The organism is Neobacillus phoenicis, assembly GCF_047302305.1.
Lineage (GTDB): Bacteria > Bacillota > Bacilli > Bacillales > Cytobacillaceae > Neobacillus.
This window is the reverse complement of record NZ_CP154847.1, coordinates 4,012,766-4,034,409: the sequence shown is the minus strand read 5'-3', so window position 1 is coordinate 4,034,409 and position 21,644 is coordinate 4,012,766. Positions and strand designations below refer to the sequence as shown.

Annotated in this window: 17 protein-coding genes, 1 tRNA gene and 3 pseudogenes; 15 read left to right on the top strand and 6 right to left on the bottom strand. The window is 37.5% G+C overall.

The genetic code is table 11. The annotated features are described in order from the left end of the window. Positions 1–88: 88 nt before the first annotated feature. Genes qoxB through qoxD form a run of 3 tightly spaced genes read left to right on the top strand, consistent with a single transcriptional unit; the run spans position 89 to position 2,914 of the window. Positions 89–2,035 (top strand): cytochrome aa3 quinol oxidase subunit I, encoded by a 1,947-nt coding sequence (gene qoxB, locus AA0X95_RS20740; protein WP_413301171.1) that lies wholly within the window; start codon positions 89–91, stop codon positions 2,033–2,035. Beyond that, positions 2,035–2,631, top strand: coding sequence for a cytochrome aa3 quinol oxidase subunit III (qoxC, locus tag AA0X95_RS20735; protein WP_413301169.1), 597 nt, complete (start codon positions 2,035–2,037; stop codon positions 2,629–2,631). Before qoxB ends, qoxC begins: the two co-directional genes overlap by 1 nt. A 1-nt stretch (position 2,632) precedes the next feature. Beyond that, positions 2,633–2,914 carry a cytochrome aa3 quinol oxidase subunit IV gene (gene qoxD / locus AA0X95_RS20730; RefSeq protein WP_413301167.1) on the top strand — a complete coding sequence of 94 codons (282 nt, stop codon included), beginning with the start codon at positions 2,633–2,635 and terminating at the stop codon, positions 2,912–2,914. Positions 2,915–2,980: 66 nt separating this feature from the next. Here qoxD and AA0X95_RS20725 read toward each other — a convergent pair whose 3' ends face one another. Continuing rightward, positions 2,981–3,250: a hypothetical protein gene (locus tag AA0X95_RS20725; protein WP_413301165.1), complete on the bottom strand. Its 270-nt coding sequence runs from the start codon at positions 3,248–3,250 to the stop codon at positions 2,981–2,983. Positions 3,251–3,589: 339 nt separating this feature from the next. On the opposite strand from AA0X95_RS20725, the pseudogene AA0X95_RS20720 reads away from it, so the two are divergent. The 6 genes and pseudogenes from AA0X95_RS20720 (at position 3,590) to AA0X95_RS20695 (ending at position 7,753) form a co-directional block, all read left to right on the top strand. Then, positions 3,590–4,540, top strand: a pseudogene (locus AA0X95_RS20720) (carbon-nitrogen hydrolase family protein). A 93-nt stretch (positions 4,541–4,633) separates the two neighbouring features. Further along, positions 4,634–5,205 (top strand): annotated as a pseudogene (locus AA0X95_RS20715) (SCO family protein). 56 nt (positions 5,206–5,261) lie between these two features. After that, complete coding sequence (locus AA0X95_RS20710) at positions 5,262–6,314, top strand: acyl-CoA dehydrogenase (protein ID WP_413301163.1); 1,053 nt, start codon at positions 5,262–5,264, stop codon at positions 6,312–6,314. A gap of 51 nt (positions 6,315–6,365) precedes the next feature. Then, a pseudogene (locus AA0X95_RS20705) lies at positions 6,366–7,204 on the top strand (uroporphyrinogen-III synthase). Between the two features lie 228 nt (positions 7,205–7,432). Continuing rightward, positions 7,433–7,573 (top strand): hypothetical protein, encoded by a 141-nt coding sequence (locus AA0X95_RS20700; protein ID WP_413301161.1) that lies wholly within the window; start codon positions 7,433–7,435, stop codon positions 7,571–7,573. Positions 7,574–7,630: 57 nt separating this feature from the next. Then, positions 7,631–7,753, top strand: coding sequence for a hypothetical protein (locus tag AA0X95_RS20695; RefSeq protein WP_413301159.1), 123 nt, complete (start codon positions 7,631–7,633; stop codon positions 7,751–7,753). Between the two features lie 274 nt (positions 7,754–8,027). Here AA0X95_RS20695 and AA0X95_RS20690 read toward each other — a convergent pair whose 3' ends face one another. The 3 genes from AA0X95_RS20690 to AA0X95_RS20680 all read right to left on the bottom strand — a co-directional run bounded on the left by AA0X95_RS20690 (position 8,028) and on the right by AA0X95_RS20680 (position 10,774). Then, a complete protein-coding gene (locus AA0X95_RS20690; RefSeq protein ID WP_413301157.1) occupies positions 8,028–9,260 on the bottom strand; it encodes a benzoate/H(+) symporter BenE family transporter in 1,233 nt (410 codons plus the stop codon). A 641-nt stretch (positions 9,261–9,901) separates the two neighbouring features. Beyond that, positions 9,902–9,975 (bottom strand) — tRNA-Arg (locus AA0X95_RS20685). A gap of 55 nt (positions 9,976–10,030) precedes the next feature. Beyond that, a complete protein-coding gene (locus tag AA0X95_RS20680; protein ID WP_413301155.1) occupies positions 10,031–10,774 on the bottom strand; it encodes a TIGR02206 family membrane protein in 744 nt (247 codons plus the stop codon). A 200-nt stretch (positions 10,775–10,974) separates the two neighbouring features. On the opposite strand from AA0X95_RS20680, the gene mutS reads away from it, so the two are divergent. Together mutS and mutL are read left to right on the top strand one after the other, a co-directional pair. Continuing rightward, a complete protein-coding gene (gene mutS, locus AA0X95_RS20675) occupies positions 10,975–13,578 on the top strand; it encodes a DNA mismatch repair protein MutS (protein ID WP_413310132.1) in 2,604 nt (867 codons plus the stop codon). Between the two features lie 19 nt (positions 13,579–13,597). Further along, on the top strand, positions 13,598–15,538 hold the full coding sequence (gene mutL / locus AA0X95_RS20670; RefSeq protein WP_413301153.1) for a DNA mismatch repair endonuclease MutL: 1,941 nt from the start codon (positions 13,598–13,600) through the stop codon (positions 15,536–15,538). A gap of 276 nt (positions 15,539–15,814) precedes the next feature. Here mutL and mreBH read toward each other — a convergent pair whose 3' ends face one another. Then, positions 15,815–16,822 carry a rod-share determining protein MreBH gene (gene mreBH / locus AA0X95_RS20665; RefSeq protein WP_413301151.1) on the bottom strand — a complete coding sequence of 336 codons (1,008 nt, stop codon included), beginning with the start codon at positions 16,820–16,822 and terminating at the stop codon, positions 15,815–15,817. A 304-nt stretch (positions 16,823–17,126) separates the two neighbouring features. Between mreBH and miaA the strand changes: the two genes are divergently transcribed. From miaA to spoVK, 3 genes are all read left to right on the top strand, one after another. Continuing rightward, entirely contained in the window at positions 17,127–18,083 is a 957-nt protein-coding gene (miaA, locus tag AA0X95_RS20660) for a tRNA (adenosine(37)-N6)-dimethylallyltransferase MiaA (protein ID WP_413301149.1), read from the top strand. Positions 18,084–18,109: 26 nt separating this feature from the next. After that, positions 18,110–18,343, top strand: coding sequence for an RNA chaperone Hfq (hfq, locus tag AA0X95_RS20655; protein ID WP_307288753.1), 234 nt, complete (start codon positions 18,110–18,112; stop codon positions 18,341–18,343). Positions 18,344–18,554: 211 nt separating this feature from the next. Then, complete coding sequence (gene spoVK / locus AA0X95_RS20650; RefSeq protein ID WP_413301147.1) at positions 18,555–19,502, top strand: stage V sporulation protein K; 948 nt, start codon at positions 18,555–18,557, stop codon at positions 19,500–19,502. A 64-nt stretch (positions 19,503–19,566) separates the two neighbouring features. Here the strand turns inward: spoVK and AA0X95_RS20645 are convergent, their stop codons facing one another. Then, the gene (locus AA0X95_RS20645) at positions 19,567–20,172 is read right to left on the bottom strand and encodes a trimeric intracellular cation channel family protein (protein WP_413301145.1); all 606 of its coding nucleotides are present in this window, start codon (positions 20,170–20,172) and stop codon (positions 19,567–19,569) included. Between the two features lie 209 nt (positions 20,173–20,381). Between AA0X95_RS20645 and hflX the strand changes: the two genes are divergently transcribed. Beyond that, a complete protein-coding gene (gene hflX, locus AA0X95_RS20640; RefSeq protein WP_413301143.1) occupies positions 20,382–21,641 on the top strand; it encodes a GTPase HflX in 1,260 nt (419 codons plus the stop codon). Positions 21,642–21,644: the final 3 nt, after the last annotated feature.

The window sequence follows — 21,644 nt, the reverse complement described above, 5'->3', positions numbered from 1 at the left end:
AAATAGAAACCTTCAAAAAACGAAAATTATCAATAATTATTCAGCGTTAAATAAACTCGATTCATTTCCCGAAAGGAGTCAATAAAGGATGGAATTCTTTGACCGTTTTGCAGTTCCGCATCCAGGTTTGGCGATTTATGCTTCAATGGTGGCCATTGGCCTTACAATGTTCGCCATAATTGTGGGTATAACCTATTTTAAAAAATGGGGTTATTTATGGCGTGAATGGTTAACCACGGTTGACCATAAACGAATAGGTATTATGTATTTACTCTCTGCCTTAATTATGTTATTCCGGGGTGGAGTGGACGCAATTATGATGCGTGCACAACTCGCTGTACCTGATAATAAATTGCTGGATGCACAACATTATAATGAAGTCTTCTCAACACACGGGGTTATCATGCTAATGTTTATGGCCATGCCATTTATCTTTGCTTTTATGAACTATCTTGTTCCATTACAAATTGGAGCGCGTGATGTTGCTTTTCCAAGATTAAACGCCTTAAGCTTTTGGTTATTCTTCTTTGGAGCGATGCTATTTAATATCTCCTTTGTTGTCGGAGGGTCACCAGATGCAGGATGGACTTCATATTTTCCACTTGCTGGGAATGAATTTAGTCCGTCGGTCGGAACGAACTATTATATGTTATCCATTCAAATATCCGGCATAGGTTCACTTATGACAGGTATTAACATGATTACCACTATTATTAAGATGAGAGCGCCTGGCATGAATTTAATGAAAATGCCGATGTTCACTTGGTCTTCATTAGTGACAAATCTTATTATTGTAACAGTCTTTCCAGTCTTAACAGTTGCACTTGCGATGGGAACAATGGACAGATTGTTTGGTACACATTTCTTTTCAACAACAAATGGCGGGGTCGATATGCTTTGGGCCAACCTTTTCTGGGTTTGGGGACATCCTGAGGTCTATATCCTAGTGTTGCCTGCATTTGGGATCTATAGTGAGATTATTTCTACATTTGCTGGCCGAAACCTTTATGGTTATAAATCGATGGTAGCCTCCATGGTTATTATTTCAGGACTTTCATGCATGGTCTGGGCTCACCATTTCTTTACAATGGGTCAAGGGGCACTTGCAAATAGCTTCTTTTCCATCACCACTATGGCTATCTCGGTGCCGACAGGGGTAAAGATTTTTAACTGGTTATTCACATTGTGGAAAGGTAAGATTCGTTTTACTGTTCCAATGCTTTATTCGATTGGTTTTATTCCGCTTTTTGTCATTGGAGGTATGACAGGGGTTATGCTTGCAATGTCTGCAGCTGACTATCAATATCATAACACTATGTTCTTAGTTGCTCATTTCCATAATACAATTATCCCTGGCGTGGTATTTGCCATGCTTGCCGGACTTACGTACTATTGGCCAAAGATGTTTGGTTTTATGCTGAATGAAAGAATTGGTAAGTGGACCTTTTGGTTTCTATCGATCGGATTCTGTTTAGCGTTCTTCCCCATGTACATCACAGGTTTAGATGGACAAGCACGCCGTATGTACACCTATTCTGAGGCAACTGGCTTTGGACCATTAAATATGGTTTCATTTTTCGGTGCAAGTCTTATGGCGATAGCCTTTGTTTTAATCGTATATAACGTTTACTACAGTGTACGTTATTCACCTAGAAATATCAGTGCAGATCCATGGGATGCGCGTTCACTTGAATGGGCTACACTTACTCCTGTACCGGAATATAACTTTGCTATTACCCCGAATGTTGCTTCTAGTGAGGCATTCTGGGATGCTAAGAAAAAAGGTCATAAGCTTTTTTCGGGCAAAATAGAAAAAATCCATATGCCAAATAACAGTGGAGTTCCATTTATTATGAGCGCAATATTCTTTGTATGGGGATTCTCGTTAATATTCTCATTGTGGATTACAGCGATTATCTCAACCATTGCTATATTTGCATTTATGTTCCATCGTTCATTTGAAAAAGATCATGGTCGTTATATTTCTATTGAAGAAATTAAAGAAACTGAAACAAAATTGCGAGGTGCTAACTAATGAAAATCGATCACTCGCTACCATTAGAATATAGTACAAAACAAAACGGACTGAATATTTTTGGCTTTTGGGTTTTCTTAGCAGCTGAAATAATGTTATTTGCCACTCTTTTTACTTCCTATTTTACGTTAGAGCATAGAGTTGGAAATGGTCCCAGCGGCGCTGAAATTTTTGAGATGACACCAGTTTTAATTGAAACATTGGTATTATTGACAAGTAGTTTTACAATTGGGCTCGGCATTCATGCAATGCGTATCGGACGCAAAAAAGCAATGTTGACATTTTTTGTGATTACCCTTCTTCTTGGTCTAGTTTTTCTGGGTTTTGAAATAGATGAATTTATTACGTATATTCATGAAGGAGCAACACTGCAAACCAGTGCATTTACCGCCATTTTGATGACTACATTAGGAACTCATGGTGCACACGTTTCTTTTGGTTTTTTCTGGGGAGCATCTATAATTATCCAGATAAAAAAATGGGGCCTGACACCGGAAGCAGCCAATAAATCATTTATCTTTTCTCTTTACTGGCATTTCTTAGATGTGGTTTGGATTTTTATTTTTAGCTTCATCTATTTGAAAGGAATGATGTAATATGAGCGAATTATTCCCGCGAAATCAAATAATGGGATTTGTCTTTTCCCTTGTTCTAACGGCAGTCGCTCTAGCAGTTCACTTTTTAGATTTATCTTTTGCAGCAGGTATAACGGTACTTGTAATTACTGCATTTTCCCAAGCTCTCCTTCAATTTATTGTATTCATGCACGCTGGAGAAACAAAAGATAAATGGTATATTTACGGGAAAGTTTATTTTATGATTGGCATGGCCTTAATCACAGTTTTTGGTACATTGCTAATTTTCCTATGGGATATGTAAGTAGATAGGGGCGTTTTTTAACGCTCCTCTTTTCTTTTATTTACATAGAGTGCTATTAGTCATGTTTTATTTTTTTACTAAATACAAACCATTCCGCGATTTTGCTGGTGGAATCTCAATTCCTTTGGAAGTGTTTTCTACCATCTCCTCTGTTGCAATAAAAAACATTCCCATAAGGAAGAAAACAACTGCTCCTATAATAGTTCCGATCCCAATACCAATTACTGGACTAAAATCACTTAATATTCCATATAAAAAAATCATTATACCTGTGATGAATGTTATACTGCCGGTCCATTTTGTTGCGTTTAAAATTTTCAAACGTGTTTTCATCATATACCACCTTTTTGCGAATGCAGTATTGAAAAAATTAAATGAACTGGATAATTCAGAAGAAGAAATTTTTTGTAATGGAAAATTGTAAATTAGACATTTACTCTTACAAACTATTATTCACTTTATTCACAAAATTGTCAAAACTTTGTTCACGAAATTGTCAAAAATTAAATGATTACAATTGTATAAGGAATAAAAGGAATATCTTATTTTTCCATTTTGAAGGAAATTAGTAGAACAAGGGAATTGGATGGGTGAATTTCATTGTATTTGGATGGTCTGTTTTAATGATCTTTCTATTATCATATTTGTTAAATATCTACTAGAGGTGCTTTAAATATGGCGAATACAAATCAAAGTGTAAGGGTTGCTGTTATTCAAACTGCTCCCATTCTAATGGATCTTTACGCAACCATAGAAAAATCAGTAAGATTAATAAGGGAAGCTGGAGAAAGAGGGGCCAATATTGTTGTTTTTCCTGAGGCCTTTATCCCTGCATATCCTAGAGGCTTATCTTTTGGTATGGTTATTGGAAGCCGTACGGAAGACGGTAGGAAAGACTAGTATCGATATTGCGAGAACTCGATTCCTGTACCAGGTGAAGCGACAGAAATACTTGGGGAAGCCGCACGAGATGCTGGCGTTTACCTTGTTATGGGAGTAATTGAACGAGATAGCGAAAATAGTGGAGGAACACTTTATTGTTCAGTTATTTTCATCGGTCCAGATGGATTGCTTTTAGGTAAACATCGTAAATTAAAACCCACTGCAGCAGAAAGAATAGTTTGGGGTGAGGGCGATGGAAGTACACTCCCTGTATTTGATACACCCTATGGAAAGATTGGTGCATTGATTTGTTGGGAAAATTATATGCCTTTAGCGAGGGCAGCCATGTATGCTCAGGGTGTTCAGCTTTATATTACACCAACTGCAGATGCTAGGGAGTCATGGCAGTCAACCATTCGCCATATTGCAATGGAAGGAAGATGCTTTGTTCTGTCATGCAATCAATATGTAACGAAGGATATGTATCCTGAAGATTTAGCTTGTTATGATGATTTAAAGTCCGCTCCCGAAGTGATGTGTAATGGAGGAAGTGCAATTGTTGTACCTTTGGGTGAATACATTACTGAACCTGTTTGGGGAAAAGAAGATATCATCATTGCTGACCTTGATATGAAACAAATCGCATACAGCCAATTTGACTTTGATCCAGTTGGTCATTATGCAAGACCAGATGTTTTTAAATTGTTAGTTAACAAAGAAAAACAAGAGAGCACAATTTGGTAGAAATAGCACCATATATCTATTTTAAGTAATAAAGCCGTTTTCTTTTTAATAGGAAATCGGCTTATTTACTTATTTGAAAAAGGAGATAAATTTATGAAGAAAATAGTTAGGATTATTACAGTATCTTTTCTCTTTATTTTGATACTAACAAGTTGCCGCGAAGGGATAAAAGATCCTCTGAATTGGAAATTAAATAATTTTTCATCTAAAACGGAAGAAGGAAACAATATAAATTTATCAGATTTAAAAGGGAAAGTATGGGTTGCCGATTTTATCTTTACGAATTGTACAACAGTATGTCGTCTATGACAGCAAATATGTCTAAACTACAAGAGAAGTTGAAAGAAAAAGACATAGACATGAATATTGTTTCATTTAGTGTAGACCCAACAGTAGACACACCAGAAAAATTAAAAGAATATGTCATGAAATTTAATGGAGATCTAACGCATTGGTATCTATTAACTGGATATACACAAGAATTTATCGAGGAGTATGCCTTGAAAAATTTTAAAACAATTGTAAAAAAACCAGATAATGAAAACCAAGTGATTCATGGTACTTCTTTCTTTTTAGTAGATCAAAATAGAAAAGTAGTCAAAAGTTATGATGGTATTAAGACTCCATATGACGATATTATCAATGATATTAATGTTATAAAATAATTAGAGGAATTAATATATGTTTAACAAAAATAATTACAATTTTTAGGAGCGGTAATGTGGATAAAAAAATTGAGAATGTTGTATTAAATCAAATAATTAATCAACATCTAAAACCATATATTAAACAAATTGATGAGGAGGCTTATTATCCAAAGGAATTTCTGAGTGCAGTGGGTAAAGGGGGTTTTTTTACTTCAAACTTTTTACAGAAGGAAGATGTCCGCTGTAGAGAGATATATATAATAGAAGAAACGGCAAAGTATTGTATGACGTCAGCTTTTACAATATGGTGTCATTTGGCTGCTTTGGCGTCTTTTAGGTTAAGCAACAACCCATATATCAACAACCACTTACTACCATTATTTGAATCAGGTGACGTACTTGCTGGAACTGGATTATCAAACGCTATTAAATATTATGCCGGACTGGAAAGGATCCGACTAACAGCGAAAAGAACAGATGGGGGATACACGATAAGTGGAAGCTTACCTAGCGTGTCTAATTTGGATAATGATCATTGGTTTGTTATCTTTGCATCTCTAAATGAAAACCAACGAATCATCTGTACGCTTCCCGTCAATGTAGAAGGATTGATTTTAGAAAGTAAAACAAATTATATAGGATTAAATGGAAGTGCAACATACGCTTGTTTCTTTAATAACGTGTTTATCCCTGATAAATGGGTTATCTCCGAAGAAGCAGACGAATTTATACCAAAAGTTCGACCAACATTAGCACTCTACCAAATACCTTTAGGAATAGGAGTTTCACAGGCTGCTATTGAATCCATTGAAAAAGGTCATATAAAAAATAAAGAAGGAAATAAGCTTATAAAACCTCAGCTCATAGATTTGATTAATAAATTACAAATCGTACGAAACAGAACATATGAATATGCTCGCGATGAAGATTTAAGAAGTAAAGGGAAGGAAATATTATTAACCCGACTTGATATAGCTAAGTTAACCCTGGAAGTAGTACATGCAGAAATGCTTTATTCAGGTGGGCAAGCATATTTGCAAGGGAGTGATACGTTTAGAAGGTTAAGAGAGTCTTATTTCTTAGTAAATTTAAGCCCAACAATAATGCAATTAGAGACACTCTGTTAACTTTCTCATCTATTTTTAATAATACAAATTAAACAGAAAGAAGGTCATAATATGGTAAAAGGGTTAGCGGGGAAACGTATTGCTATAAGTGCATCGCGTAATATAGAAGAAATCAGTACGCTTATTAAAAAACAGGGAGGAGTCCCAATCGTCCGTTCACTTCAAGGTACTATATTTTTAGCCGAAAAAGAAGTAGGACCGGATCTTAAGAAACTTATACAGAAGGGGACAGATTGGGCAATTTTTACAACAGGAATTGGAACACAAACTTTGTTGGAAATAGCCGAGAAACAGGGGATAAAAGAACCGTTTATAAACATGATTCAACAATCTCTGACTGCTTCTAGAGGGTATAAAACACTTTCTCATTAAAAAAACTAGGGATTATGCCAACAGCAGTAGATGAAAATGGTACAACCGAGAGTTTAATAAAATCATTAGAGCGCTTTGATTTTTCTGGAAAAAGAGTAATGGTTCAACTCCATGGTGAAAAAGCGCCAGCTTTAACTAAATTTCTTGAAGAAAAAGGCGCAGATGTATTATTCATACTTCCATACCAGCATATTCCCCCGGAAACAGAAACAGTTTCAAAATTATGTGAAGAGCTGTTGGAAGAAAAGTTCGATGCCATTTGTTTTACTACTGCCATTCAAGTCCGTTCACTTTTTGACTTCGCTAGGGAGAAGGATTGCATGGAAGGGCTTTTAACTTCTTTTAAGCTGAACACACTTGCTGTTGTTGTTGGAAAAATCACTGCAGAAGCCTTAAGAGAAGAAGGGGTTAAGAATATGTTTGTCCCTGAACATGAAAGAATGGGAGCGATGATTATGGAGCTATCCCGTTACTACCGTGTTACTTTCAACAAACCTTGTAATGGTATAAGTTTGTAACAAATTTATTGTAGGCAGGACGAATAAGATATGCCTGTATTAAGGGGTGTATGGGCGCTTTACAGAGGATAGGGAAAAAATATTAAATAATCAACTATAAAATGAGGCGTGAAATTCACGTCTTTTTGTCGTTGGCGGATTTTTATATCGTAGTAAAATGGATGGTCAAAATACATTGATATTGGATGGTCCGTTTTTCTCAAAATTTTTATTATAGAAGAGAGGACAATGCAAGTTAACCACCTTGATTGTTATTTTATTAGATTGGGCAGATGGAATGGAATGTATTCAAACTCAGATGTCATTGTTTATGACCATCTGGTTAATAGGGAAAAAGTAAAGTGGTTTGAGAAGATTATAGTCAAATAATATTAACGAAAAGCTGCATGCTTATTTAATAGTTTGTTGAGTAAAGGGGGAGTTCACATGTTTTTTGTATATCTATTTGCTGTTGCTTATGTTATTGGAAGTGTTTGGGCGACATATGCTATCATGAAAGGTAGCATAGAAGCTGATAATGAATTTTTGAATGCTCATAATACAAAATAAAATCAGCTTTTAGGCTCTATTTTGCAATAAAAAGGTTTAATAGATTAATTAAGGTTGTTCACATTTACATTGTGTGCAACCTTTTTAATTTCAACCAGATTTTTAGCCTAGTTCTATAGGTCTGCCTTATTTTAAGTAATTGATATACAGAAAATTTAGGAATAATAAAAATAAGATCCTCCTGTAATTAGAGGACCTTCTTTTTCTCTTTGAGGTGTTAAAAATAGATTTCGAAAAATGTTATTTTCTGTATAGTTAACGGATTGATTAGATTTTAAGCTGTTCTTTTTCCATCATTCTCAATTTTCCCGATTGTATCCTTTTCAATATATCTAGCAATTACAGTACCTATCAATAAGGACCAAATAGGAGAGCTTATATTTAATATTGTAATATTGGATAATGCAATAATTAAGGCGAATGTTGTGCTTATTTTCATTGATGGACTAGAGAAACTTTGATGGATATTTTTGCTGAACACTCCAAGAAGTGAAAATCCAACAATGATGGAGATAAATTCTTTCGGTAAGGCTTGAATAAAAGGAACGAGTTTCCATGAAAATAGGCCATAGATTAATAAGAGAGCACCTGAAACAACTGCACCCATGAATCTTTTTTCCTTCGGACCTGCCTCTTCATCCGAACAAATCACGGTTGCCATACCGGCGATATTTGCCGATTGCCCCCCAAAGAAGCCCGAGATAACAGAAAATATTCCACTAAAGGAAACAATTCGATTAATGGGAGTATGATAATGATTTTGTTCTAATGCACCTATCCCAACTGCCACATCGTTACTTAAAATTAGTAATGCAAGTGGTATTGATACAGAAAGAAAGCTGACTGGATTAAAATTCGGTAGTTGAATTTGTGGAAAAAACTCTCCTGGAACCAAATCACCTATATTTATGGGATAGGTTAGGGATAGTACAATCGTCCCGATGACAATTGCTGCAATGACAGGAGGAATTTTTGTCTTCCATCTACTAAAAACAAAAAAAGTGATCAAAGAAATAGTCCCAACGAGCAAAAGTTGGGTTGTGGAAATAATAAAATTCACCATATATTTCATAATCATTCCTGACAGCATTGCCGAAATAATTTCCCTAGGTACCAAATTCACTAATCTTGAAAAAAAACTTAGTAATCCAACGAATAACAACAACAGCCCTGAAACTATGTATGCCCCTATTAATTCATTGAAAGTAAACTGGTTTGTCATTGTGGCAAGAAATGCAGCTCCTGTTAAGGAGTGACCTCCGACGATAGGAATTCGATAGTATAATGGTAATAAAATTCCTAATAAGCCTCCGAATACATAAACGGCAAATATCCATAGTATGGTATGTGCTGCACTAAAATTTCCATTTGATGAAGCTTCTAGTATTAGAGCCGTTGGTCCTGTTATCACGAATATTCCTGCAACAGTCCCCGCAGCTATATTTTTGGTATTTATATCTAATAATATATTCCTTCTCCATATGCTTTTTTCTTTGGTACGATCCATAAATTATGCCCCTTCCTAGTTAAAAGTTCCTCTATTAGTTCCATTCGCTCGTATTTATACCTTTATATAATGGTTGCAATAGAAACTGTTCTTTAATCATAGAAGATTTTGAAATTTTTAAAAAGATCCAATTTGAATCTTTTATTCACATCCACTTTTTTCAATAATTACTTTTAATATTCTATTACAAAGCCATATGAAGTTAAGAAGAAACGCAAGGCTTAGATAGCTCTTGCGTTTTTATTTCTATTTATTCATGTTTTTTACCTATATAGATAATTGTCGAGTTTGTCAATTTAATAACGAAGCAATTTAAGAATTGATTTTTTCAACCTTAATATTCCATCTCCGATCAGGTTGGTTTCTACTCGTCCATAAGTCAGCCGAATGTACCCTTTTTTTATTCCCCTTTCTCATTTATATTAAAAGTTAGGAACACGGCACGAGGTGAAAATGAAGTCTAATGGTGTTAGTGGGTTAAGTATACTTGAAATTTGCCTTTCTTGGTTTCTTAAATCTTTATTGGGCATATATTGTGTTATTTGATGGTAATAGGTTGGGTTTGGTGGCAAATTAGCTGTTTATAATTTCAACAATAACAGATAAAACAGAAAAACCCTTGCATTGCAAGGGTTTTTAGACGTCCCAAAGAGGATTCGAACCTCCGACCTACAGTTTAGGAAACTGTTGCTCTATCCTACTGAGCTATTGGGACTTAATAGGAACGTAATTTATTATACTCAGTTAATCAAAAAAGGTCAATAATAACGTTAGTTAATGGGCAGGTTTCTGGATACTTCTGGTTGTTTTACAGCTTTTTTACGGAATATAAGCCAAACGATTAAACTTAGTGAAATTAACAATCCCTCTAATGATAAAATATACCACGGATAAGGTCCAAGCGCATCCAATAAACTCGCGCTATCTGGTTTATGACTTAAGAACATATAATTCCCGTCCACCAGTTTGTTGATTAGCATAATAATTGGCATCAACACGTTTAAGAATACAAATAACTTTACGACTGACCAGATCGTCGGGCGATACCCTAGTACCCAGGTGAAATATAAGGGCACCCAAATGATCATTAAGTGCGTATAAAAGAAATGAAAGAATCGAAAATGTGGGAAGTCATAGTTTAATAATGGTGTTAATAATGCTTGAGATGCACCCAGTAAGGCTGTGAATAATAAAATCTCATAGATTATCTTTTTTCTTGTTAGCAGCAATACGATAGTTAACATTAAGCTGATGCTGCACAACTCAAGTGGAATGGAATGAGTGACATTCCAATTGCCATTAATGATCATCCAAAAATGATAAGTGGCTTCCATTATTATAAGTGAGATTGCTAAAACAATTTCAGCCTGCCGCATTTTCTTATTTTTAAGAGAATCTCTAAAAAGAAACATACATACTGAACCAATAATTAAAATAGCTAGTACGATAAAATGACTAGTCGTAAACATATCGAAGTCATAGTTTTTATTGCTGCGGCCAAACCATTCCATCATCCCACCATCCCTTATTCAGATTTTATCATGGTCTGATTTCGAAAATCGTCGAAAGACAGGAAATAGTAAAATTAATTTATGGAAATTGGTAACTACTATCTATTAATTTGGCAAATATTCAACGAGTGCCTGACACTCCCGGTATGTGATATAATAATATGTCGAAAGAAATCGAAATGAATTTAATCGTGGAGGTCATTATGGCTGCTTATACGCCGATGATACAACAATACTTAACAGTCAAGGCAGATTATCAAGATGCCTTTTTATTTTTTCGCTTAGGCGATTTTTACGAAATGTTTTTTGAGGATGCCATTAAAGCATCACAGGAATTAGAAATTACATTAACGAGCAGGGATGGCGGCAGTGAAGATCGGATTCCCATGTGTGGCGTCCCGTACCATGCGGCTCCCAACTATATTGAACAGCTTATTTCAAAAGGATATAAAGTTGCCATTTGTGAGCAAATGGAAGACGCAAAACTAACCAAAGGAATGGTCAGACGGGAAGTCGTTCAGTTAATTACCCCAGGAACAGTAATGGATGGCAAAGGGTTGAATGATAAAGAAAATAACTATATCGCCTCTATTACAGCATTTGACGATCAAACCTACGGCTTTGCTTACAACGACATCTCAACTGGTGAAAGCCGAGTGACACTGCTTACCAATTATTTTGAAGAAGTTCTAAACGAATTGGCGGTTTTAAGTGCCAAAGAAGTAGTCGTATCAAGTAGCTTTGACGGAGATTTGCAAAAGAAATTGCGTGAGCGAGATGTTCTGGCTATTTCTTTTGAGGATAATAGTTCGATAGATATGACTTTTTCTCATCTTCTTGAGGATTTAAATCAAGACAAATTAAAGGCAACGGCCGCTAGGCTTTTTAACTATTTATATCGTTCACAGAAAAGAAGCCTTGATCATCTTCAGCCAGTTACTACCTATCAAACTCATCAATTTATGAAAATTGATTACTATTCAAAGCGAAACCTTGAATTAACGGAAACGATTCGTTCCAAAGGGAAAAAAGGTTCCTTATTATGGTTACTCGATGAAACCATGACGGCTATGGGTGGTAGGATGTTGAAGCACTGGATTGACCGACCGTTAATTGATCAGGATGGAATTAAACAGCGTCAAAACATAGTGGAAGTTCTAATGAACCACTACTTTGAACGTCAAGAGCTTCGTGAGAAATTGAAGGAAGTCTATGATTTGGAACGTCTCGCTGGACGGGTAGCTTTTGGTAATGTCAATGCCCGTGATTTGGTGCAGTTGAAGCGTTCTTTAATGCAGGTGCCTTTCTTAAAGCAAACCCTCCAAGCGATGCAGGATGAACAGGTGAAACTATTGGCTGAACGGCTTGATCCTTGTGAAGAGGTTGCGGATTTATTAGAGCAAGCTATTGTTGAAAACCCACCTCTTTCTTTAAAAGAAGGAAATATGATCCGTGATGGGTATAATGAGCAGCTTGATCAATATCGATATGCCAGCAGAAACGGTAAGACTTGGATTGCTCAGTTAGAACGTGAGGAACGAGATAAAACAGGAATTAAATCATTGAAGGTTGGCTATAACCGGGTGTTTGGCTATTATATTGAAGTCACACGGGCAAACCTGCATCTTTTAAAAGAAGGGCAGTATGAGCGTAAGCAAACGCTAACGAATGCAGAACGATTTATTACCCCGGAATTAAAAGAGAAAGAAGCGTTAATTTTACAAGCAGAAGAAAAATGCGGTGAGCTGGAATATGAGTTATTTACTGAAATCCGCGAGATTGTGAAGGAACAAATTCCTCGTTTACAAGCTTTAGCGAAGATCGTTAGTGAATTAGATGTACTCCAGTGCTTTGCTCAGGTTAGTGAAGAGCGCCGTTATGTGAAACCAGAGTTTTCGACCGAGCGCCGTGTCGTGATTAAAGAAGGGCGTCATCCAGTGGTTGAGAAGGTATTAAACGCCCAGGAGTATGTGCCAAACGACTGCTATATGGACAGTGAACGTGAAGTATTGCTAATCACAGGTCCAAATATGTCTGGTAAAAGTACGTACATGCGTCAGATTGCATTGACCGCCATCTTAGCGCAAATCGGTTGTTATGTTCCGGCTTCTAAAGCGGTTCTGCCGGTTTTCGACCAAGTGTTCACTCGTATTGGTGCAGCCGATGACTTAATTTCTGGCCAAAGTACCTTCATGGTAGAAATGCTTGAGGCAAAAAATGCGATAGCGAACGCTACACAAAACAGTTTAATTTTATTTGATGAAATCGGCCGTGGAACCTCTACTTACGATGGTATGGCTCTAGCACAGGCGATTATTGAATACATTCATGAGCGGATTGGCGCTAAAACATTATTTTCAACCCACTATCATGAATTAACGGTTTTAGAAGAAGAGCTGACAAAGCTGAAGAACATTCACGTAAGTGCAATTGAACATAATGGGAAAGTTGTTTTCCTTCATAAAATTAAAGAGGGGCCAGCAGATAAGAGTTACGGAATTCATGTCGCACAGCTGGCAGAACTCCCTGCAGAACTAATCAACCGGGCAAACGAAATCTTATCAGCTCTAGAGCAGTCTGATGTACCGGCTGTTCCAGCTAAAAAAACAGTTATAATAGAAGAAAAACTGCAAGAGCAGCCTGCACAGCTTTCATTCTTTGATGAACCAAAAGAGGCGAAGAAGCATGAGCCTTCCCCAAAAGAAAAACGCGTGCTGGATAAAATAAAGGAATTAGACTTATTAGATGTAACACCTTTACAAGCGATTAACATGCTGTACGAGCTACAGAAAAAATTAAAAGGCTAAAGAATAGGAGGCGAACGGTATGGGGAAGATTATTCAATTAGATGACGCCCTATCTAATAAGATTGCGGCGGGAGAAGTAGTCGAACGCCCCGCCTCTGTTGTAAAAGAGATTGTAGAAAATGCGATTGATGCTGGCAGTACCGTGATAGAAATTGAGGTAGAGGAAGCAGGACTGGCAAAGATACGAATTACTGATAATGGTCATGGGATTGACGAAGAGGACGTATTAATTGCCTTTCAACGTCATGCTACAAGTAAAATAAAAAATGAAAATGATCTGTTTCGTATCCGGACGCTTGGATTCCGTGGGGAAGCCCTGCCAAGTATCGCCTCTGTTTCACGGCTTGAAATGAAGACCTCGACTGGTGAAGGTGCTGGAAACCGAGTAGTTATTGAAGGCGGTAAGGTGGAAGTATTTGAAAAAACGTCGAGTAGACGGGGAACGGATATCATCATTACTGATTTATTTTTCAATACGCCTGCACGGCTAAAATATATGAAAACCATTCATACGGAGCTCGGAAATATTACAGATGTGGTCAACCGTCTTGCTCTTTCTCATCCAGAGGTAGCCTTCCGTTTGATCCATAACGAGAGGAAACTGCTGCAAACGAACGGGAACGGTGATGTTCGTCAAGTGCTGGCGTCTATTTATGGACTAGCTATTGCTAAGCAGTTAGTACCAGTCAGTGGAACGTCTTTGGATTACAAAATTACTGGTTTTGTTTCTATGCCAGAGGTTACAAGGGCCTCTCGAAACTATATCTCAACGATGATTAATGGACGGTTTATTAAAAACTATCCATTAGCGAAAGCGATTCAAGAGGGCTATCATACCCTACTTCCGATTGGACGATTTCCGATTGTCCTACTGAACATAGAGATGGACCCATTGCTTGTCGATGTGAATGTCCACCCTTCAAAAATGGAGGTCCGTATTAGTAAGGAAGCAGAACTGAATGAACTGGTAACATCGATAATTAAAGAGGCGTTCAAATCTAAGGTCCTGATTCCAACAGCCTATACGCCTGTTAAGAAAGAAGTACCGAAGTCTGAGCAAACGGCTTTTGTGTTGGATGAGGGGACATCACCAGCAAGTGAGCCAATGGATGTTCAAAAGCAGTGGAGTGCTCCAATTGAAAGAGTTACTGAGTCTCATGCGATTGAAGCAAATCATTTTAGCAACGAACCGCTGCTATCTGTGAGGGTGGGGGAATCACTGGGTTGGGAGTCAGTTAACCCATTCTCTGCTGGTTATGAGAGTTCACGTGTTAGTGGTGGAGTTGATGAAGCAGAAGAATTACCTGAAACGATTGAATCGAATGAGGTTATCTTTGAAGATAAACCAATCTCAACTGAAAATAATCCATCAGCAAGTCGTGTGCCACGCTTATATCCAATCGGCCAAATGCACGGTACTTACATTTTTGCTCAAAATGAAAATGGCTTGTATATCATTGACCAGCACGCGGCCCAGGAGCGGCTGAAATATGAATACTTCCGTGATAAAGTGGGACAGGTGGAACCTGAATTGCAGGAAATGCTCGTTCCACTTACCTTTGAGTATTCAACAGATGAATATATGAAAATTACAGAACATCAACACGAGTTGGAAAAAGTGGGGGTTTTTCTTGAGGAGTTTGGGATGAATAGCTTTATCGTTCGCTCTCATCCTCAGTGGCTGCCTAAAGGGGAAGAAAAAGAAATCATTGAAGACATGATTGAACAGCTTTTATCGATGAAGAAGGTAGACATTAAAAAACTTCGGGAAGAAGCAGCGATTATGATGAGCTGTAAAGCTTCGATTAAGGCAAATCGACATTTACGAAATGATGAAATCCAAGCCCTGCTCGATGACTTGAGAAAAGCATCAGATCCATTTACCTGTCCGCACGGAAGGCCGATTATTGTCCATTATTCGGTGTATGAGATGGAAAAAATGTTTAAACGGGTTATGTAATCGGTAAAAGAACATTCCTTAATGGGGGTGTTCTTTTTTAGGGGGAGGATTGCTATCACGATGAATGGAATTCTACACAAAAACAGAGGAATTCTACACAAATTCTTAATAATTCTACACAAAATAGGGGGAATTCTACACGAATTCTTAATAATTCTACATAAAATCAGAGGAATTCTACAAAATTTCAAGTTTTTCTACAAATAATGGATTAAATTTCCTTATAAACAACAATAGGCCGCAGGACAAGTCCCACAGCCTATTGCCTAAAATTGCTTATCTAATCGCTGCTTGCAGCTTACTCATATACTGAAGAGCCTTGCCGGTTCCAATTACAACACATTCAAGTGGATCTGAAGAAAGCTGTACAGGAACAACGATTTCCTTGCTTAACCACTCCTCCATACCATTTAACAAGGAGCCACCGCCGGTTAGGATTACGCCGCGGTCAACAATATCACCACTCAATTCAGCAGGGCAGTCTTCAAGTGTCGCGCGGATTGCTTCTAGAATATGAAGAAGAGCCTCTTTTAGAGCGTTTTGAACCTGATAGGATGAAAGATTAATAGTTTTTGGTAAACCAGACACCAAGTCACGGCCACGGATATCCATGAAACGCTCTTCATGATCAACCAGGGCATAACCAATTTCCATTTTAATTCTTTCTGCTGTTCTTTCTCCAATAAGTACATTGTATTCCTTACGAACAAATTGAATAATATCATCATCAAGACGGTCACCGCCGACCTTAATCGAATGACAGGCAACCACACCACCAAACGAAATAATGGCAACCTCAGTATTACCACCGCCGATATCGACCACCACGTTTGCAACAGGTTCATCTACAGGCATTCCTGCTCCAATCGCCGCAGCAACAGGTTCTTCAATTAAAGAGATTTTCTTGGCTCCCGCATTTCGAACGGCATCTTGGATTGCTCGGCGTTCGACACTTGTAGACCCAGATGGAATACAAACCACCACATTCGGTTTCCGGAAACCGTAGCCCATTTTTTTTGTTGCCTTACGCATCACATGCTTAAGCATGTCAGTAGTGACATCAAAGTCAGCAATAACGCCATCCTTTAAAGGTCGGATGGTCACAACTTTTTCAGGTGTCTTACCTATCATCTCTTTAGCCTCAAGCCCAACTGCTACCACGTTTTTCGTATCTGTATCAATGGCCACAACGGAGGGCTCATTAAGTGCTATTCCTTTATTTTTACTATAAACCAATATATTTGCTGTTCCTAAATCAATACCTATATCAAAATTAGAAAGCATATTTTCACCTTATTCCTTAGTTTTATTCAAAAATAAACTACGATTAAGCCTAACATGAATTTGGGGGTAAAAGGCTGTTTGTAAATAAACCGTTATCCATTTGTAAAGTTACAAGAAGTATCTTTCATCTTTGGAAGAAATTTGGATATGATAATTTCATGATGAAAAACGCATAGAAAAGGTTTTTTTTGTTTATACTTATTTGATGTTCAACTGCTTTTTAAAATTGTGTTACGATGTAAGAGTGAAAGCAGAAAAATGAATCCTGTTTTCATTGAAAATGAAATAAGGCAGTGTGAAAATATTGAATGCGAAGCAAAATGTACTGGTGATCATCGGTCCAACCGCTGTTGGAAAAACAAAGTTGAGTATTGAAATGGCGAAACGGTACAATGGTGAAATTATCAGCGGGGATTCGATGCAAATCTATCGTGGCATGGACATTGGGACTGCGAAAATAACGAAAGAGGAAATGGAAGACATTCCTCATCATCTTATTGATATTAAGGAGCCCTTTGAGAGTTTTTCCGTTGCTGAATTTCAAGAACTGGTAAGGGCTAAAATAGATGAGATTGCTAAAAGGGGGAAACTTCCGATTATTGTTGGAGGGACCGGCCTATACATACAGTCAGTCATCTATGATTACCAATTTTCCGATGTTTCGGGAGATGAAGCCTATCGTCTTCACCTGGAGGAAAAAGTAAAAGAAGTAGGAAATGAAGCACTTCACCAAGAATTGAAGGAGATAGATCCCGGAAGTGCTGCACAAATCCATCCCAATAATGTAAGACGGGTCATTCGAGCGCTGGAAATTTATCACCTGACCGGGAAGACGATGCAAGAATACCAAAGTCTTCAACAACCAGATTTGTTGTACAATACAGCCATTGTGGGCTTAACCATGGATCGGGAACAGCTGTATGAACGCATTAATTTACGGGTAGATATGATGATGGATGAAGGTCTCCTGCCGGAAGTAAAAGCCTTATATCAACAGGGGCTGCGTGAGTGTCAATCCATCCAAGCTATTGGTTACAAAGAAATATATGAATATCTTGATGGGAAGGTCACACTCAATGAAGCAGTAGAAAATTTAAAGCAAAATTCCCGAAGATATGCAAAAAGGCAATTGACTTGGTTTCGTAATAAAATGAAGGTAGAATGGTTTGATATGAGTAATGTTAATAATTTCTCAAAAAAAATAGCCGAAATTTCACAATATGTTGAAGGAAAGCTACAAGTAAAATCGAATACATATTAGTAGAGATAAAAGAGGAGGATATACAAATGAAAACAACAATCAATATTCAGGACCAATTTTTAAATCAATGCCGTAAGGACAATATGCATGTTACGGTGTTCTTATTAAATGGGTTTCAATTAAGAGGACAAATTAAGGGCTTTGATAATTTTACCGTTTTGTTCGAATCAGAAGGTAAGCAACAATTAGTATTTAAGCATGCAATTTCTACTTTTGCGCCACAAAGAAATGTTCAATTGGATTTGGATAACCAACAATAATTTTTTCAAAATAGAGTCCTTAACCGGGCTCTTTTTGTTTTTATGGCTGTTTAGAAAAAACTTTTTTAATGAAAGCGTATGGTCGTGAATACACATAGATATGAAGGATTATGTTTACCTTTGTAGAAAAATGATCCGAATGTATGACAAATATATTCTAAGTAGTCCTCGCTACTTAAACATACTGTCTGCAGAATGAGAGGTGAAAGCTTTGGATCAACCATTTCGCATGAAAAGTAACGGCCAAATAAGCGTTGTCCTCAATTCACAAAAGAAAAAAACGTTAACAAAAGAGGCGCCAGAATTCCAAGTTGTTCCAAAGGTCATTCCCCCTGAGCACACGGCTTTAAAGGAAATAGAAGAGGAGCTAGTGGCTTTGGTTGGTATGGAAGAAATGAAGCGAATGATAAAAGAAATTTATGCGTGGATTTATGTGAACAAGAAACGGGAAGAAATGGGGCTGAAAGCTAGAAAACAAGCTCTCCATATGATGTTCAAAGGGAATCCGGGCACCGGAAAAACAACCGTTGCTAGGCTGATTGGAAAGCTATTTCAAAAAATGTCTGTTCTTACAAAGGGCCATTTAATCGAGGCAGAACGAGCAGACCTTGTAGGAGAGTATATCGGGCATACAGCTCAAAAGACAAGAGATTTAATTAAGAAGGCACAAGGTGGAATTTTGTTTATTGATGAAGCCTATTCCTTAGGACGTGGCGGGGAAAAGGATTTTGGAAAGGAAGCCATCGATACGCTGGTAAAGCATATGGAAGATAAACAGCATGAGTTTATTCTTATTCTTGCCGGATATTCCAGAGAAATGGATTACTTTCTGACACTAAACCCTGGTCTTCACTCGCGTTTTCCTTTAGTAATTGATTTCCCGGACTACAATATCAACCAATTGATGGAAATTGCTGGAAGAATGTTAGAAGAAAGGGAATACAATCTAAGCCACGAGGCCGAGAAAAAATTAAGGGATCATCTTATTTGGGTAAAGTCTGTCCTAAACCCTAATAGTTTTTCAAACGGGAGATATGTTCGTAATGTCATAGAGAAATCTGTTCGCGCCCAAGCAATGAGGCTACTGATGCTAAATAGCTATGACAGACACGAATTAATGACTCTGAGAAGTAATGATCTGGTGTTTGATGAAGATTAATAAAAAAAATCGGCGGATGAAGGTTCCGTCGATTTTTTTATGTCCAGCTCCAGCGCTTTTCTTTTTAATGGATACCAAGTTTTCGTGTGGGTAATTTCCAATCGTAGGTATAAGAAAAAACACGTAAAATGGTAATTAGGCCAAACAAGGTATACAGCTCCCATGAATCCACTGCTAATTTAAGGCCAATTATAAGTCCTGCAAGGATCGCCCAAACCGCATAAATTTCTGAACGAAGAACAATCGGTTTTCTGCCGGCCAATAAATCACGGATAATTCCGCCACCAATACCGGTTAATACTGCAGCGACAATTACAGCGCTAAGCGGATGATTCATTTTTGCAGCATAGATGGCCCCTTGAATAGCAAAGGCGGATAGACCGATGGCATCAAATAAGTTTCCCCATTTTTGCCAATGCCTAAGTAAATTGCTTGGAAATAAGAAGACTGCGGTAATGGATAACAAGGCAATTTGAAAAAATAATCCTTGTTCCCAAAGTGCGGATACGGGAACACCAATTAACAAATTTCGAATGGCCCCTCCTCCGAAAGCGGTAACAATTCCTAAAATATAAACTCCTAAAATATCGTATTCCTCTTCCATGGCCACTATGGCTCCGCTAATGGCGAAGGCAATAGTGCCAATCATACTCAAAACTTCCCATGTCATTCTGCTTCGGTTTCTCCTCGATGTCTATTTGTAAGAAAATCAGCATGTTAATAGTAAAATAAAATAATATGCAAACATTAAAATTTTATCATGATAATAGAAAATTACAATAAGTTTTTTAATAACGGAAATGTAAGGGAAAATTAGAGTATGCAAGCGTTTTTTGTTATGATGAATGATAGAGCCTTTTAGGGAAGGAAGGATGCCTTGTGGAACAAAAGGAAACAAAGGAAAAAGTGATTCTCGTTGGTTGTCAAACAAATGGAGACGAGGATTCACGATTCCAATATTCTATGGAAGAATTAGCGGCGTTAACGGAAACAGCTCAAGGTGAAGTGCTCGTCTCAGTTGTTCAAAAACGGGATCGCGTTCATTCGGCTACATATATTGGCAAAGGAAAAGTAGAAGAACTAAATGCCTTAGTTGAGGAACTTGAAGCAGATGTAGTCATTTTTAATGATGAATTATCTCCGAGTCAAAAAAGAAACCTCGGTGCAGAAATAGAAGCTCGGATTATTGATCGAACACAGCTCATTTTAGATATATTTGCACAAAGGGCTCGTTCCAAAGAAGGGAAATTACAAGTAGAACTTGCCCAACTGCAGTACCTTCTTCCGCGTCTAGCAGGTCAAGGAACGGCATTATCACGGCTGGGTGCAGGAATTGGAACAAGAGGACCCGGTGAAACAAAACTAGAATCAGACCGCCGTCATATTCGCAGAAGAATAGACGATATCAAAGGCCAGCTTTCTGTTATCGTTCAGCACCGCGATCGGTACCGTGAAAGAAGAAAGAAGAATAAAACCTTTCAGGTGGCGATTGTCGGCTATACCAATGCAGGAAAATCAACATTGTTTAATCGCTTATCCGAGGCAGAGTCTTACGAGGAGAACCAATTATTCGCTACACTTGACCCAATGACAAGAAAATTAATTTTACCAAGTGGGTTCTTAGCTTTAATTACGGATACGGTTGGTTTTATTCAGGATCTGCCAACCACCCTTATCGCGGCATTCCGATCCACGCTTGAAGAAGTAAAGGAAGCAGACCTTCTGCTCCATGTGGTCGATATGTCTAATCCGGATTATTATCAGCATGAAAAAACAGTAAAGAAATTGCTGGATGACTTAGATATTAAAGATATCCCGCAATTAACCGTTTATAATAAAAAGGATATTCAACATCCTGACTTCGTCCCAACCGCGGGTACACCGACAGCTTTTATAAGTGCCTTTAATCAAGAAGATCGTCAGCACTTAAAAGAGAGAATTGAGAAGATGGTGGTGGAAATAATGGAACCGTACGAGGTGGAGGTACCTTCAACAGAAGGGAAGCTGCTATCTCAATTGAAAAATGAGACGATTTTAAGAGAGCTATCCTTTAATGAAGAAAATCAATTGTACCGGTGCAAAGGGTACTCACTTCAAGATCATCAAATCACAGGACAATTGCAGAAATTTCAACAATAGATA

Excerpts from the sequence above, each read along its gene's own strand:
- mreBH (WP_413301151.1), bottom strand. The coding sequence starts at position 16,822 with ATGCTTTCTAATTTTGATATAGGTATTGATTTAGGAACAGCAAATATA.
- AA0X95_RS20645 (WP_413301145.1), bottom strand. The coding sequence starts at position 20,172 with ATGACATGGGAAGTTTTGAGTATGATTGGCACTATTGCCTTCGCCATT.
- qoxC (WP_413301169.1), top strand. The coding sequence starts at position 2,035 with ATGAAAATCGATCACTCGCTACCATTAGAATATAGTACAAAACAAAAC.
- qoxD (WP_413301167.1), top strand. The coding sequence starts at position 2,633 with ATGAGCGAATTATTCCCGCGAAATCAAATAATGGGATTTGTCTTTTCC.
- AA0X95_RS20690 (WP_413301157.1), bottom strand. The coding sequence starts at position 9,260 with ATGGATCGTACCAAAGAAAAAAGCATATGGAGAAGGAATATATTATTA.
- mutL (WP_413301153.1), top strand. The coding sequence starts at position 13,598 with ATGGGGAAGATTATTCAATTAGATGACGCCCTATCTAATAAGATTGCG.
- qoxB (WP_413301171.1), top strand. The coding sequence starts at position 89 with ATGGAATTCTTTGACCGTTTTGCAGTTCCGCATCCAGGTTTGGCGATT.
- AA0X95_RS20695 (WP_413301159.1), top strand. The coding sequence starts at position 7,631 with ATGTTTTTTGTATATCTATTTGCTGTTGCTTATGTTATTGGAAGTGTT.
- hfq (WP_307288753.1), top strand. The coding sequence starts at position 18,110 with ATGAAAACAACAATCAATATTCAGGACCAATTTTTAAATCAATGCCGT.
- mutS (WP_413310132.1), top strand. The coding sequence starts at position 10,975 with ATGGCTGCTTATACGCCGATGATACAACAATACTTAACAGTCAAGGCA.
- AA0X95_RS20725 (WP_413301165.1), bottom strand. The coding sequence starts at position 3,250 with ATGATGAAAACACGTTTGAAAATTTTAAACGCAACAAAATGGACCGGC.
- AA0X95_RS20680 (WP_413301155.1), bottom strand. The coding sequence starts at position 10,774 with ATGATGGAATGGTTTGGCCGCAGCAATAAAAACTATGACTTCGATATG.
- AA0X95_RS20700 (WP_413301161.1), top strand. The coding sequence starts at position 7,433 with ATGCAAGTTAACCACCTTGATTGTTATTTTATTAGATTGGGCAGATGG.